Below are 15,532 nucleotides of genomic sequence, written 5' to 3' on the forward strand. Positions count from 1 at the left end.
AAAAAACAAAATCACTGCTGCTATGTTCCATATATCACATAGTATAAGCTATGATTTACAGTTCAATACCAAAAAAATTATGCTGCAAGACCTACCCATCCGCCCACCGGGAAACCAGGGCGATAAAAACGGGATAGACAGATCACCACCACCGGAGGCTGATCAAAAATTTAAAGAATTGGTAAGAACTTTGCCTGTCGCTATCTATACGTGTGACCAGGACGGCTTTATTACCTTTTTCAATCCTGCCTCCGTTGCTTTATGGGGCCGCGAACCTGAAATTGGAAAAGACCTGTGGTGCGGCTCGTGGAAGATATATTATCCCGATGGCAGCCCAATGCCGCTGGATGGCTGCCCAATGGCCCTTACCTTGAAAGAAGGGAAATCATACGAAGGTGCAGAGATCGTAATTGAAAGACCTGATCATACCTTCCGGAGTTTGCTGGTGTTTCCGCGACCAATTTTCAATGAACTTAATATCATTATAGGTGCACATAATACGCTGGTGGATATTACCGACCAGAAACAGGGGGAAGAAAAACAATCGATCCTATCAGCTATCGTAGAATCTTCGGATGATGCCATTATAAGCAAAAACCTGGATGGCATTATTCAGAGCTGGAATGCAGGAGCGCAAAAGATATTTGGCTATACCGAACAGGAAGTGATTGGCAAACATATCAGCATACTGATACCGTCATTCCTGCAAGCCGAGGAAGATGTCATTATCAGTAACATCAGGGCAGGCAATAAGATAGATCATTTCCAAACTATAAGGTTGCACAAATCAGGCAGGGAGATCCCTATTTCTCTAACCGTTTCTCCGGTGAAAGATAGTCATGGCCGCATTATAGGCGCTTCTAAGATCGCCCGTGATATTTCAGAACGTTTGCAAACGGAACACACCATCAGGCAAAACGTACAGAATCTCAGAATATTGAACACCATCGGAAAAGTGATTTCCGAAAAACTGGATGTGCAGGCTATCTTAGACCAGGTAACCGATGCTACTACCAAAATTACGGATGCTGAGTTTGGCGCTTTCTTTTACAATACAATTGATGAGCGTGGGGAAGCTCATAGACTTTTTGCCTTATCTGGCGCTCCGCGCGAAGCCTTTGAAAAATTTGGCATGCCGGGCGATGCCGCCATTTTTGATTCTACCTTTAGCGGTGACCAGATGGTAAGGGTTGACGATATCCGGAAAGATCCGCGTTATGGCCACAATGCACTTCATTATGGGATGCTCAAAGGGTATCTGCCGGTGGTTAGCTATCTGGCTGTTCCGGTTATCTCTTCTACCGGCACCGTCATCGGTGGTTTATTTTTCGGGCACCAGGAGCCGGGTGTTTTTACTATTGATCATGAAGTCCTGGTATCCAGTATCGCTTCGCAGGCAGCGGTTGCTTTAGATAACTCTAAGCTATTTGAGGAGGTTAAGGCCCTGAGTGCTAAAAAAGATGAATTTATTGCCCTGGCCAGTCATGAACTCAAAACGCCGTTAACCACGATCAAGGGTTATTTACAGGTGCTTGACCGGGCAGAAAAAGATCAGGCGAGTAAATCATTTATCAGCAAAATGCTAAAACAGGTAGATAAACTGAATGCTTTGATTTCAGATCTGCTTGATGTATCCAAAGTAGAAGCAGGGAAATTAAAACTGGATTTGGAACTATTTGACTTGCGGGCACTGGTAGAGGAAGTGACCGAAACATTAAATTATACAAATAAAACACACCAGATCATTTTTCAGGGTGAAGGCGAAGCTGTGTGGATCAAAGCTGATAAACAGCGAATGGAACAGGTAATGGTAAACTTGCTGACCAATGCCATTAAATATTCGCCCGATGCTAACCAGGTGCAGATAAGCCTTGAACAAGCTGCCGGAGAGGTAACCATTACAATCAAAGATCAGGGTATGGGGCTGACTACAGATCAGCAAAAACAAATTTTTACCCGCTTTTACCGTGCCGAAGGAAATGCCAATATCCCCGGCCTTGGCCTCGGACTTTACTTAACGAAAGAGATCATTGATCGCCATCACGGCAAAATTGGTGTTTACAGTGTACCTGAAAAAGGATCAGAGTTTTATTTTTCTTTGCCTTTAAACTTAAATCATCCGGYTAATGAATAATTCTTGCTGTCACTTTAAATGGAATGGGTTATGAAAAAAATTATTTACCTGGTTGAAGATGATAACGATATCAATGATTTAATTAAATACCTGCTTTCTGACGTAGGGTATGCGGTATTGGCTTGTACTACAATGACGGCATTTAAGCAGGCCCTTGAAATAGCCCTTCCTGATCTGATCATCCTTGACATTATGCTGCCTGATGGCGATGGCGTGGAGATTTGCAGAGAACTTAAATCGATTGAAAATATGCAGAAGATACCGATATTCCTGATGTCGGCTCATGTCAATGGCAGCAGGATGGCTATAGAAGCATGTGCCGACGATTTCATCAGCAAGCCATTTGATATTAACGATTTTACAACAAGAGTTCAGCAAAAAATAGCCTCCTGAAACTATCGAAAAAACCTGGATTGCCCCTTGCCACACATATCATACAAAAAACGATGATAGATGAAAGCAACCAATAAATTAGAAAAAATAGCAATTTCGGGCATTACCGGAACCAGCTTTATGACCCTTTTCAGCTACCTGGTATCGTTAGCTGAAAAGGAAAATTTTAGTGAGCCCGAACATTTGGGCACCTTGATTCACCGGCTGCTGCCGGGCACAAAAAAACTGAACCAGGTACAAGGCTGGATGGCACATTATGCAGTGGGGATATTATTTGCCACGGTATATGTAGAACTTTGGCAACAGCGTAAAGTTAAACCAGGCCTTAAAGAGGCGCTGATACTGGGCGGAATGAGTGGTGCATTAGCAGTCATGGTTTGGAAACTAACTTTTAAAATGCACCCGGCACCACCCTGGATCAGGTATTCCAAATATTATATACAATTAGTGCCGGCCCACGTGGTGTTTGCCATATTTGCCACCCTAACCTACAGGCTGCTGCAAAACCAGCCAACAAAGTATAAGCACCTAAAAGTTTTATTATAATATATTCCGGGGCATAGGCTATAGTAAGTTTAAAGCATTGATTTACTTCAATTAATTGTAAATTAAAAAAATAAACCTAACTTTATTATACACAGCCAATTACCCCCAAATGGCAACCGAATCTAAAAAAAACATCACATCGTTAACCTGGGTTATTATTTCCGGTGCGAGTTTCGTGCTTTTTGTGATAGCGGCAGTGGTACTGATGATCTTCAGCAGCAGGTCCAGTAATCTAAGTCCGCAGGTTTACTTTTTTCTGTTGGTATTTGTAGCCCTGATCGCCGCGGGCTTTTTGTTCGGATCGTTGAAATCACATGCAAAATATAGCGGGCAGCTATACCATGGTACACTGGAACTTGGGGGACCAACCGTAATTTTTTGCTTAATTATCTATTTTGGTTTAAAGCTTTCCCCAACAGCTGATTCCATTAGTTTAAAATTCATTGTTTTTGGCGATGAAAATAAAAATGAGCTGGTAAGCGGCGGATTACTCAAAGTTTTATTCAACAAACCCGACTCCGCGAGGATTGAAAATGGAGTGGCTACCTTTACCGACCTATCAAGTACTTTATCGGGCAAAAAAGTTTCTGTCATCCCGGCGGTAAGTGGTTATTACAGGCAATCACAGGAGATAACTGTTCCTGCTGATGGGCGTACGCCTGTTGAACTGCACCTTAAAAAGCTGGCAGATTCTTTAACCATCAGCGGTTTAGTAATAGATATACATGGGCAGCCTATTTCAAACGTACAAATTGTAATTGCCGATGGTTTGTATAAAACCAAAGCCGACGAGTTAGGCAATTTCCGCATTACCCTGCCCGTAAAAGATGGCGCGGAATTACCGGTAAGAATTTATAACAAAAATAAGCTACGCTATAATAATACGCAGGTCTTTTCGTCAAAAATACCCCTCACCTTTCAATTGCATTAGTTATGAAAGCAATCATCGGCATCATACATTTTTGCATGGTTTGGCTATGTGGCTATGGGCAAACTGTTCCTTTTAAGGGTCAGCTTATAAACAATAATGTAGTGGTTAAAAACTACACGGTAATTATTAACGGCAAACCCGCTACTACAGACGACTCCGGGGTATTTACAACTGCTATAGGCAATAGCATTACACAGGTTACTATTCAGCCATCTGATAAAAGCTACATTATCGCCTACCCCATAGCTGGCAGGGTGCTGGTCCCTAAAGATCCGGCGCTATTAACCCAGATCATATTTGAAGGTTTTCAATCAAACGATAAAATTAAAAGTTACCTCACAACATTAAGCCAGTTAAAAGACGCGTCAAAAAAGGGGCAATCTGAAACAAAGGCCTTGCAGGTGAAAATAGATTCGATAGCTGCCAATCTCAAAAAATTAGGTTATACCAATGATGATCTGCGAATAGCCCGTGAAAAACAAGATGGGATTGATCTGTTTTACCCCGAGATAAGCAGTACGTTACAAAACTATATTTTGCAGGCGCACAATGTAAAAAATGCCATTATATATATTTCAGACTATGCTTTTAGCAACGCAAACGCCGTTATTCAATTGGCGCAGGTCACCAATGCTTACAATTTGGCATTTGAAAAATTAAATACAAATTACCCAACCTACTCCAAAAAAATAGCTGATTATTGGGCCGACCCATCTCTTCGTACCGAATTTGATGGCATTGCCGATACCTTAATTAACATTATCCATAACAGGGATATTTTGCCTTTGAATGATCTGAAAACCCGGATCAATCAGTATTTTCTTTTAAAACCTTCGAAAAAGGACAAAGAAGCTATTCAAAAAGACATTCAATCCAAAATCGCCGCGCTGGCCCCTCCTCTTACTGATGAGCTAAACAACATGGAACTATGCATACAAAAATTTCAGAATCGTTTAAAAAATTAATATTTAACCYTAAAGATCATGAAAAAATTAAATCCCCTGCTGTGTATTATTCTACTAATAATTACAGCCCTTAGCTTCACAAATTGTGGTACTTCCGATGACCCTTCACTAACTGATATTTATTTACCTGATTTTTCTAAGAACTGGGTAAATAATGCTAATGCGGAAGATAAATTTTTCTTTCCGGATGCACCTGCCGACCAGCCTACAGGTTCATTCACAGGCAATGAAGTTATCAGTGACATATTGGTTGCAACTTTAGCTGGCACATTTGACCATTCAAAAGTAACTTTTGTATTAACATTTAAAGACAATAGCCCTTCCAAAACCTACACCGGGACTATGACCGGAACAACAGACCGTGTATTAACATTATCCTCTGGGGGCCAAAATCTTGTTTTAAAACAGCAATAGCTCCGCAATTATTGAATCAAAGTTAAACAGTTATTGCACAACAGTTTACACATTTGCGTACAATTATAATTATGTGTTATACATTTCATTGCAAGCTATTGTTTCTTTCACTGTAGTTAAATACCTTCATTACCGAATTACACTTCTACTAACACCAGTTCTACATCTTTTTTACTTGATTTTACATATTTTCTTAAGCCATTCATAAACATTTGGATGGAGTTTGAGCGCACCGGGTTTAGCATATAATTAAATTTTAAAGATTTATTATGAGCCTACAGGAAATTAACACTATTCTTTTAAAACTGCTAGGCCCACTAAAGCAACAGGAACAGCCGGGTGGTAACCTTAATAAACTGGAAGAATTATTAAAAATATGCCTCACGCAGGATAAATGCTATGTAGAGTGGCAGTTCTCCCTGTTCCCAGATCCGCCAGATCCTGATCAGCAAATTATTCAGGAGATCAGTGACCTTGCCGCTTTAATATTTGCCGACATACCAGACCGGGCGGCAAACGAAAAAGCATACTGGATAAGGCAAAGGAATTTCCCTTTTTATAATGGCCCGGAAGCTAACCTGGGTAATTTGATGGAGCCCGCCTTTTCCTTCGGCCCTTTTACAATTAACGCTTATAGCGAATTGTACTATGATTTTTTTCTGATCGATAAACAGATTGTGTTTTATACACCCGGCAGAGAGGCTCCAATCGCGGTAGTATTCCCCCATCAGGAGGTGAAAATTCCGGTAGCTGACGTGCAAATATTATTAGGAGACTGTTCAATCTGGATTGATTCCCGGGTATTAAGTAACAATACTGCTCCGGACAGATCATTTACCGGCATCCGTGCTAAAAACTGTATGGCCACTTTTTCGCAGCCTGTTATAATTCTTGATCAGTTGCGTATTAACATTCCGCCACCAATGGCATTGGCCTTTGATTTTGAACCGGATGCTTTATCAGTAAATAATAATGAGGCAACAAATGATGCTCAAAATGTAACTGCCAGTTTACCTGATAAGGTTAACATCACTATAAACAACAATAATGCTATGATTGTACAGGCCGGGCCTGCAAAAATATCATTATATGGAACAACGTCGTCTTTTAATGAGGGCAGTGACATTAAGCCGGAATTTAATACAAAACTGAATGTAGTACGGATCCCCTTAACATGTAATGAAACAGACTGGGGTGTTACAGATTGCCAGTCGGATATGATGGTGGTATCGGGCAAGGCCGGGCTGCTAAATTCCGGATGGTACCATGTTCTTGCCAAACCAAACGATGAGATTGGTTTGGCCCAATTAGGCAAGTGCAATACAGCAGGCCAGCTGGGTTTAGAGCTTGGTAAAGGCATACAGTTCAAGTGGGAAGGACTTGAAAATGGTACATTATCAGCAGATACTTTTTTCCTGAGTGGAACCCAGGGCCGGTTAAGCTTTAATTACACACACCAGCTCAGCAAATTATTAGTACAGCATATTAACCTGTGGCCCGGCAAAAGTGATGCGGGCCATTTCTCAACCCTTCAATGCAAACCTTTAACCTTATTACCAGGTTTTTTCGCAGCAGATGCCATAGGGTACCAGTACCATCGTCAGTATACCGAAGTTAAAACAAAAACCGACAGGCCGATAGCGAGCAACGGCAGGAGATTTGATTTTGAGTTCCCGGGCATTACGGAATTGACCAGGGCTGGTGGTTTTAGCTGGTTTCTGGCCATTGCGGCAAAAGACACTCCTGATAATCCGGATGAAACGCTGGAAGATAAACTAAACAAAACAACCAGTATAGCGCTTGAAAACGCCCTGATAACGGTTCAGGCGCCTATTTTTTTGGCCATAATGGGTAAGGGGTCAAATATTGGTACACTTACCCAGGGTACGGTGCTCAATTACCTGCCAATATTCCGGATCGTCCATATCCTGCCCGATCCTTATATCAGCAATCAAAGAGATCAGGAGGATATATTTGATGAGGCTAACCAGTTTAATACATTTCCGCTCAGATCAGCATTTTTAATCGCTACCATACTTTGGGACAATACAGAGGTTAAGCTCGATATGCAGCTTGCCGAGGCCATAAGAAACGCCTTCAAACAGCGAATCACTGTACCCGACCAGGAACTGCAGAACTTTTTCTTTAACAATTTCATGCACCCCTGCCAAATGGCCTATAATAACAGGCTTGATACCCCACTACAAAATCACCCTATTACGCAGGCATTTATAGGCAACCGGGAAAGTCACGACTATGACCCTGTAAATTTGGTGGGCGCATTTGGTTTTTTGCAATGGATCCCCGGTAATTTATGCCTTGTAGATGTATCAGGAAGAGCATCCAGAATGGGTGTCGCGTTCTCATCAGCATGGTCTGCTAATGTAAATGAGCGTAACCAGATACTCATTAATAATACAGGATATACCAGCCAGTTCACCTATCAAATACAAAACCTGGAACTGGTAAGCTCAGGCCGACTTGTTCGCGCATTCACGCTCCCGCATATTCAGTGGGAGCCGGTAACCAATATCCCTAATCCTAATCTTACAGAAGCCGAGATCCCTTTCCCTTTATATTTCAATTCAAACGGGGCCCCAACACGTATTGCCAGCAGCAATAATGAAAACATTGCATTATCGCCCAAAAAGGTAATACAGTTTATTTATGACTCTTATACGCAGGATAGAAAACATGCCGCCGCGGCTCATTTTAGCCTGCCGTTTGGTATGTGCGCCCTGGCTTATTTTAACCCCGAAAAAGAAAATAAAACAGATTTGCCGCTTGCCTCTTTAAACCTCAACCAACCCAATTTCAACACCAAAAAACAAGGCAAGCTAAATGGTGCCATACAACTTAGTGCTGCCGCCTACTATCAAAACAAGGATGTCCATATTTCGCCCGATCCTTATTTTCACGGCTCGGCATTGCAGGTGGCCATTACCAGCCGGCAAACAGTTCATGTAAAAATACCCGTTTTCTTTTTTGATATAGAATATGATATGGAGGTTGAAAACTCCATTCTTGGTATTCCTATAACCCGCCAGTTTAATGCCGAATTCTTTGGTGCTTATAAAAATAACGAGAAAACCATATCAGAGTATTCTGTTAATGCCAAAGTACCTTTAAAACGTATTGATTTCTCGGGTTATGGCGCCAGCATTTTCAGCAACTGGTTTAATAACCGGGCCAACTTTGGGCGGGTAAGCCAGGTACAATTTACTGTGATGATGGGCCGCACCGCGCATGAAGTGGTGCAAATTAAAAGCTTCATCGTTGGTTTCTGTATCCCGGTGGTACGGTCTATTATTATGCAGCGGCAAAACCATGGCCTGGTTACACGTTATGATACCGGCTGGGTGGCTACCGGTCCGGGTAAATTCAACTATATACTTAACCCGGTTAATGGCGCTCAAAATAACACGTATGAGTTTCACCCGGGTGTGGTCAGGGAAATTGACAATGTAAGGTCAATCCGTGATACCAGCATAACCCTTATGCATGGCAGCAACCAGTTGGCCGGGGTATATTTTGATGGTGATATTTTGCTGGAAAACATTGAGAAGGGCTTTATCTCTGGTAAACAAAGCGGTAACGAAAGTTATGTAGCATCCAAAGGTCAGTTTGGTTACGTTTTGCTTTGTGATGCATCCAAAGTTACTGATTCCACAAAACTGGAAGATATATTTCCTGCTGCCGATTTCCAGGCATTTCTTAACCGCCCTGATGTAGGTTCAATAGGTGGCCCGGTTGATTGTGTGATGAATGTAGCCGGCTCTGACCAGCGTATGCATGTTACCCGTATTGATATATCTGCAAGTAATAGCGCCGCGCTGTTCCCGGTTGCAGCACAAGGCACCTTGGAGCTACCTAAAGAAGGCTCCTGGTCGGTAGTAAAATGTTTATCCAATAGTAAAGTGGTACAATTGGGTACCGGAGAAACTGTTTCGCTGATCAGGCATGGAAAACTCTCCTTTAACAACTCCGGTACAGATATGGTGCCGGTTGTGGATTACCAGGGATCGCGCTATATTATCGGTAACCCCGATGAGATAGCCAAATACGCGGTGGCCGAACCTGTAAATCTCGACTTGCAGTACGGTTTATTGCAAACAACGCCCACTCAGAAAATACTTTTCAACCGCCCTATGTTTGCTCCCGGCGCCGGGCCAGTAGTAAATGGTGTAACCGAAGGGATCCCACAGCTATTTACCGATACACCCCGGCTTGCTGATGCATTTAAGCTATTAAGTACCAATAGCATCTTCCCTGCCATAGGCGATGCTTTTTCGTTACCCAACGGTATAAAAGCATTGGATGTTAGTAACCTAACCGGCGGATATAATTTTCCGGATGATGTAGTAGGTCAGTTAACAAATTTCGCATCGCCAAATTTCGATGCGTTGAAAAAGCTTTTCATTGTAAATGAGGAAGCTTTTAAGATATATATTGTTTATGATGGTGGTTCGGCAGCAAGCCCCTTTTCACTTGATCTGAGTTCAGACACACCGGGAAGAAAGAATTGGGAAATGATCAATGCCAAAGTTTCTATAGTGGTGGAGATTGGCACATTGGCCCCGTTACTTACCGTACAAGGAAATTTCCATGCAGAATACGGTAAGGAACCCTTGATTGAAGGCGCTAAAATTTTATGGGGCAGCGATGAGACTTTGCAAAATATGGTCGAGATCCTGGAAGTACTCTCTAAACTGAACAGCTTAGGTGGCGACAAGCCCGATGCTTTTGAAGAAGGCCTAAAATTTGTACCATCGAATGCACCCGACAGCTGGAATTATAAATGCAGTATAGAAAAATCCATACCCGTTATTCAGTTCCCAAGTACACAAATGATCACGCTTTCCGGTCCGCCGCCGGTGATCATTGAAGCTTCTTTAACTATTGGTGTATTTTTTAGCCTCTCACTCAATCCCGACCCCAAGGCCCTTGTTAAGGCAGGCGCCGGGGTAACTTTTGGCTTTGAGGGTATGATGCAGGTTATGCTGATCACCCTTGAATTTGCTACAGTTTATGGGGCAGGCAGTGCCAAGGTCCGGATCTTTATTGATATCCAAAACCCGGTTCCTGAGTTTGATTATACCTGCGGATTTGGAGCCTCCATAGCGGTGCAGTTACCTGTTGTAGGGGTAGTATCTGTTACACGCTCTGTAAGCCTTACCGGCAGTATTTCTGAGAAACAACTACTGTTAATGGCAGGAACTATGCTGCGCGGGGTACTTTCATTGGCCGGCGGCTTGCTCATGACCTCCATACAGATAGAAGGTGCCGCCRGAGTTATCAGGGAAGGTGGGGATGAAATAAAAGCCCGTATTGAACTAACCTTCTCTTTAAATGTAAGCCTTGCCTTTATTATCAGTTATGATTTTACCGAAAAGTTTACTGATGATATTCCTTTTAACAAAATAATACCATGATGTTATGATGCCTCAATCAAAACTATTCGTATTGCCCTTCCCTCAGTTTTTAACTGTAGGGGCCAATTCCGTACTCACTATTAATGCCCTCATAACACCCGGTTTTAACCCGATTGACCCATTGGCTGTTGTGGCTGGTGTATCCTATGATCCTTTTGCTACCGCGGGCCTGCAATTGAATGCCTGGTTGGTAAAAGGAAATACCGATGAAGTGCCCAACCTGGACAGGACTAATGGCGAGTTCATCAAGAGCGATAACATCATAACCCTAAATACCGACCGATCCGCGATTTTCAATCAGGTTGGAGGCTTTTTCACCATTAATGATGCGAAAAATAGGCTGATGTCCATTACCCAGGTTAATAAATATTTACCACAGGCCTACCGCGATTCATTTAATTTCAACAACCCCAGAACAGGCAATGCCAAAACAGACGACAGCTATTTCTGCGCCTTAAAATCAACAACGTTTACGCCGGCCTCTATTGCACCAGATCATACCGTTAACTGGGCCCAGGTTTTTGGCTTTTGTTTGCAACAACCTTTGCTGGCCGAGCAGTTGGGGTTACTACATCGCAAGATCAATATCAATTTGCCTGAAGCAGATTTTTTTAAAGACGGCGGATGGATCTATCTTGAATTTGCGGCAACCGACAGCGCCAGCGCTTATGATAAACTTCCCAATGATCAGGTTCAGTTTTATGCCGCCCGGATACCACCTTCTCCCGTTACTACACATCTTTTTGCACCGGTATTGTTCCCCGTTGTAGAAGAATTAGCGCCTACACAACCCTTTGATGAGGTTTTTGCAGATCTTATTCGCTACGATGATGGGTATGCCAAAATAGTACATGCCAGTCAGGCAGTAAGTATCAATCACCTGGCCGAAACTCCTGATGGACGACCACCTGTTACGGATCAGGGTATCCGGTTGGGCTGGGATGATGAACAGCTATTGGTTTGGTTTAATAACAGCATCAAATTCATTAATGATCCGGCTGTACTGCCTGCCAGTATTTTAAGTGTAAGCCGCTACCGTATTGATGTAGCAACTGTGCCCAATGACAGCGATATAAAAGACCTGCAGGAAGCCCTGCTAAGTTGGGAATCGCAGGTAATTGTTTTTGCCGATGACCTGCAAACAGCAGGCATGCCCCTTGGTGAATTTCATGAAGAATTGGGTATCGAAGTTTCGCCCGTAAAACACAAAGGCCATCCTGATTTTTGGCTGCCGGTGTTTTTCATTAACTGGGCCGGTAATTCACTATGCCTGCCCGACCCGGTTAAGGAAGAGATCTTTTTACTGAAAGCCCAGGGTGATAAGGAAGCCGCCCGCTGGGAAGCCATTACCGGTCAGGCGCCACCTAAGGCAGACCTTGCAGGTGTTTATCGCCAAAAAGAAACAGATTATACCATTGAACTGCACTACGGCAATACCTACGCCTTTAGGGTGAGGCTTACTGATCTGAGCGGCGGCGGCCCTGCTTCTGATACCCTCTCCATTCATCCCGGCGAACATAAAATTGCCTTGTGCCCTTTTAAAAGGCATGTTGCGCCACAAGTACCGCAAACCAAACAAATTGATGTAACGCAACTTACCATAACCCGTCCGCGTTTAAATTATCCGGCTATATTGTATACCGCGTTAGATCAGGATACGGTTATTGCAGAGCTTAAGGCCGACCGCCTGCGCCTTACTGACCTGTATACCAATGCAACATCACAGGCTAACCCGGGTGATCCGGTTACGGTGACAGATCCGGCAGCTTTAAAAGAAGCATCAAGAGAAGTAAGCCTGCCCGATCCTGATGCGGATATGGTTTCAATTATTGTTGAAATAAAAACGCTGGATATGGACCGCGAAGACTCCTATCATGCCATACATGGCATTGACAGCAAGGAGCCTTATATCTTTTTATATGAAACCACCCGGCTATTCCCGGCTTACCAGTTGAATCATAATCCCGTAGCCGACCAGATCGACCTTCAATTTGATTTTCAGGACATTCCCGTGATTAATTTTGGCGCGGATTTGAATGAATTGGGTTTTGCAGGTGACCTTACCCTGGAAGAAGGTACGCTGATATTACCTACAGCAAGAGACATCAGGCTTACGCTGCGCACTTTTTGTAAGGGAGCCGACGAAAACTATTTTGCAGCCGGCGATTTCCGTTACAGCCTCCCCGTTACTATAAATCTCAGGAAAGATCCGGCAGCACTCGAAGAGCTTCCGCTTTTGTCGGCACCTGCAGATGGCCGTGACGATTTGGTCAGCATCTATTTCAGGCCTCAGCAAATTGCAACTCCTATGGTACGAAAAGCAAGCAGCGCCGCAGGTAAAGAAAACCAAACCGATACGGATATTATAGAGCGCCTTGCTAACGAAACCAAACTGGTATCAAAAAGCCTTTCCTTAAGCGGGGTTGATAACATAAGAACTTTGTTTGGATGTAGCCGGGTTATTGGGCATTCCCTGTCGCCCGATTACTCCTCCATAACTTTTGCCAGTCGGGACGATTTGGCCTATAAATGGATAAATGTATTGCAGCTTGACCTTAACCGCGACTGGACATGGGATATGCTGCTGCCCGTTGCGTTTAAAGTTAAACGTACCTGGCGTTTTGAAACAGAGCCCGACCTGCACGAATTGGAAGTTGGCGAAATTGACATATCCAGAGGGCTCAACTGGCAGCAGATGGATGAACCCGACAGGTCAAAAACCCGGTTGGTGTTTATTGACGCGCTTGATCCCAAACCTGCTATGGGGCAATTACCAGAGCCCATAGAGGTACATTACCAGCTCATTCCCCAATTTAAAAATATACCGGGGGCAAATGGGATGCCCGATTTTGAGTGGAACGAAGAGGATACAGAGATCATTGCAGATAATTATCTCCCTATTGCTACCGCTCCTACTCAGGTACCTGAAATTGTTTCGGTAGGTATTGCCCTCACACCCGAAGACGAAGAAGCTAACCTGTTTGATAACCAGTATTCCGAAACATCCTACAGGCGCAGCTATCTTTGGGTTGAATTTGCAAGCCCTGTTGAAGATTATAAGGACACTTATTTTGTACGTGAACTGGCATACTCGGCTGATCCTATGCTGGCCGTGATGCCCTTAAACCCTAACCCCGAAATTGGAAAACCGGAACCCGATATTAACCTGGAACCTGAGTTTATACGGGTGATCAGAAACCTGCAGCCTATCGATTTTTCGGGCCTTGAAGCTATGCAACAAATGATACCCACTGTTGATGGTATACAAAAATCAAGGCACTTTATATTGCCGCTGCCCAAGGGCCTAAATCCTGAATCAAAAGAACTGTTTGGGTTTTATACCTATGAATTCAGAGTAGGCCATTTGCTGAAATGGTCAAAAGCCCAGGATAGGTACGGCCGGTCTATTCCTGTTACGGGGATGCAACATCCAGCACCTTCTATGGCGGTCAGTATACGGCGGGAAAATGACGCTATATTGGTCACTTCTGTTCATGCGCAATCATATGCAGATGGAAAAGACTGTACCCCCAAACCACCGCGTACCGATATTTATGCATTGCTTTACGCGCAGGTTATCCAGGCCGATGGCGTACAATATCGCAACGTATTAATTGATGAACTGCATTTGCTGAAACCACAATATGAAGCAGATCCGCAAAGGCGGGAAGAATTGATCCGGCTTCAGCAACAGGCCTATCGCACTATAAATGCACCTCCCTTACCTTACGTATTAGCACCCGAAGACCCGCCTATGGGTTTCTCCTTCTGGAGAATGAACCGGATAAGAAATAAGTTAAGGCATATCGGGATTGACCAGAATGCTCCTTTAAGCATTTTAACCCTTGAGCTGTTGCCGCCAAACGACCACCCCGATTTTGCTAATCTTAACCGGGCAAGGGCACGTTTTGTGGGAGAACAAACCATAGCACTTGATAAAATAAGGATTTTACGGACATCCAGATTGTGCAAGGTCATGGATACCTGCGCCGTACTCTGAATTAACACCTAAAACTTATACTGCAAAGAGGCCGTATCATAAATCATGATCGGCCTCTTTTTTTTACAAGCTGCCCTAAAGTAGCTCCTTAAATATTAATAAGATATTACATGCTATTGGCGCCGGAGTATTGCAGCATCAGGTCAATTTTTCCATCCTTATTAAATTTCCATACCTCGTGTGTGCGCTGTTTAACTTGCTTCCCATTTTTATCAGTAAATTCTTCGGTGCCCCAAACGCAAACCACATTTTCATTCTTGTCTGTGCTTCTTACACTCATCCAGGCATCTAAAGTAACCTTATAGTTTTTTATTGAATTTCTGAATTCCTTTACGCTGGCTAAATTTTGTGCCTTTCCTTTTATCATAGGTCCGGTTGCAAACATTATGCTTACCGTATCCGCAAACATATCCAGATTCTTATCCAGGGTGTTATTTTCAAAATCTTTCCAAAGCATCAGGATTTTGTCCGAATAACTTGGATCGGCAATGGTGAAACTTGATGAATAGCTGGCAGTATAACCACTGTGTGCCTGGCTCATTGCCGCAAATGGCATGGCCAGTAAAACGAAAACAAAAAGCTTTTTCATGGTTTGGAGAGTTTAATTGCTTGTAACTGGTTTGTTACATTAAATATATAACTTAAATAGCTAATAATCAAAAAATTACAAACTATTATTATGAATATTCAAACACATTTTCAATAAAAGGAATAAAG

General features: G+C 43.1%; 9 protein-coding genes. 8 read left to right on the forward strand and 1 reads right to left on the reverse strand.

Annotated features, from left to right (window positions below; translation table 11 throughout):
* Nucleotides 1-79 precede the first annotated feature (79 nt).
* The 8 genes from AC1DRQ_RS04500 (at nt 80) to AC1DRQ_RS04535 (ending at nt 14,815) form a co-directional block, all read left to right on the forward strand.
* Nucleotides 80-2,134, forward strand: a complete 2,055-nt coding sequence (locus tag AC1DRQ_RS04500) for a PAS domain-containing sensor histidine kinase (protein ID WP_477422449.1) — start codon at nt 80-82, stop codon at nt 2,132-2,134.
* A 30-nt stretch (nt 2,135-2,164) separates the two neighbouring features.
* The gene (locus tag AC1DRQ_RS04505; protein ID WP_429395339.1) at nt 2,165-2,527 is read left to right on the forward strand and encodes a response regulator transcription factor; all 363 of its coding nucleotides are present in this window, start codon (nt 2,165-2,167) and stop codon (nt 2,525-2,527) included.
* A 60-nt stretch (nt 2,528-2,587) separates the two neighbouring features.
* Entirely contained in the window at nt 2,588-3,073 is a 486-nt protein-coding gene (locus AC1DRQ_RS04510; RefSeq protein ID WP_429395337.1) for a hypothetical protein, read from the forward strand.
* Between the two features lie 109 nt (nt 3,074-3,182).
* On the forward strand, nt 3,183-4,004 hold the full coding sequence (locus AC1DRQ_RS04515) for a carboxypeptidase-like regulatory domain-containing protein (protein ID WP_477422450.1): 822 nt from the start codon (nt 3,183-3,185) through the stop codon (nt 4,002-4,004).
* A gap of 2 nt (nt 4,005-4,006) precedes the next feature.
* On the forward strand, nt 4,007-4,969 hold the full coding sequence (locus AC1DRQ_RS04520) for a hypothetical protein (RefSeq protein ID WP_477422452.1): 963 nt from the start codon (nt 4,007-4,009) through the stop codon (nt 4,967-4,969).
* Between the two features lie 18 nt (nt 4,970-4,987).
* Complete coding sequence (locus AC1DRQ_RS04525) at nt 4,988-5,383, forward strand: hypothetical protein (RefSeq protein ID WP_477422454.1); 396 nt, start codon at nt 4,988-4,990, stop codon at nt 5,381-5,383.
* Between the two features lie 269 nt (nt 5,384-5,652).
* Nucleotides 5,653-10,815 carry a hypothetical protein gene (locus AC1DRQ_RS04530; protein WP_477422455.1) on the forward strand — a complete coding sequence of 1,721 codons (5,163 nt, stop codon included), beginning with the start codon at nt 5,653-5,655 and terminating at the stop codon, nt 10,813-10,815.
* 4 nt (nt 10,816-10,819) lie between these two features.
* Complete coding sequence (locus AC1DRQ_RS04535) at nt 10,820-14,815, forward strand: hypothetical protein (protein ID WP_477422457.1); 3,996 nt, start codon at nt 10,820-10,822, stop codon at nt 14,813-14,815.
* A gap of 106 nt (nt 14,816-14,921) precedes the next feature.
* Here the strand turns inward: AC1DRQ_RS04535 and AC1DRQ_RS04540 are convergent, their stop codons facing one another.
* A complete protein-coding gene (locus tag AC1DRQ_RS04540) occupies nt 14,922-15,404 on the reverse strand; it encodes a nuclear transport factor 2 family protein (protein ID WP_477422459.1) in 483 nt (160 codons plus the stop codon).
* Nucleotides 15,405-15,532: the final 128 nt, after the last annotated feature.

It is taken from the genome of Mucilaginibacter sp. P4_E8 (genome assembly GCF_056401495.1).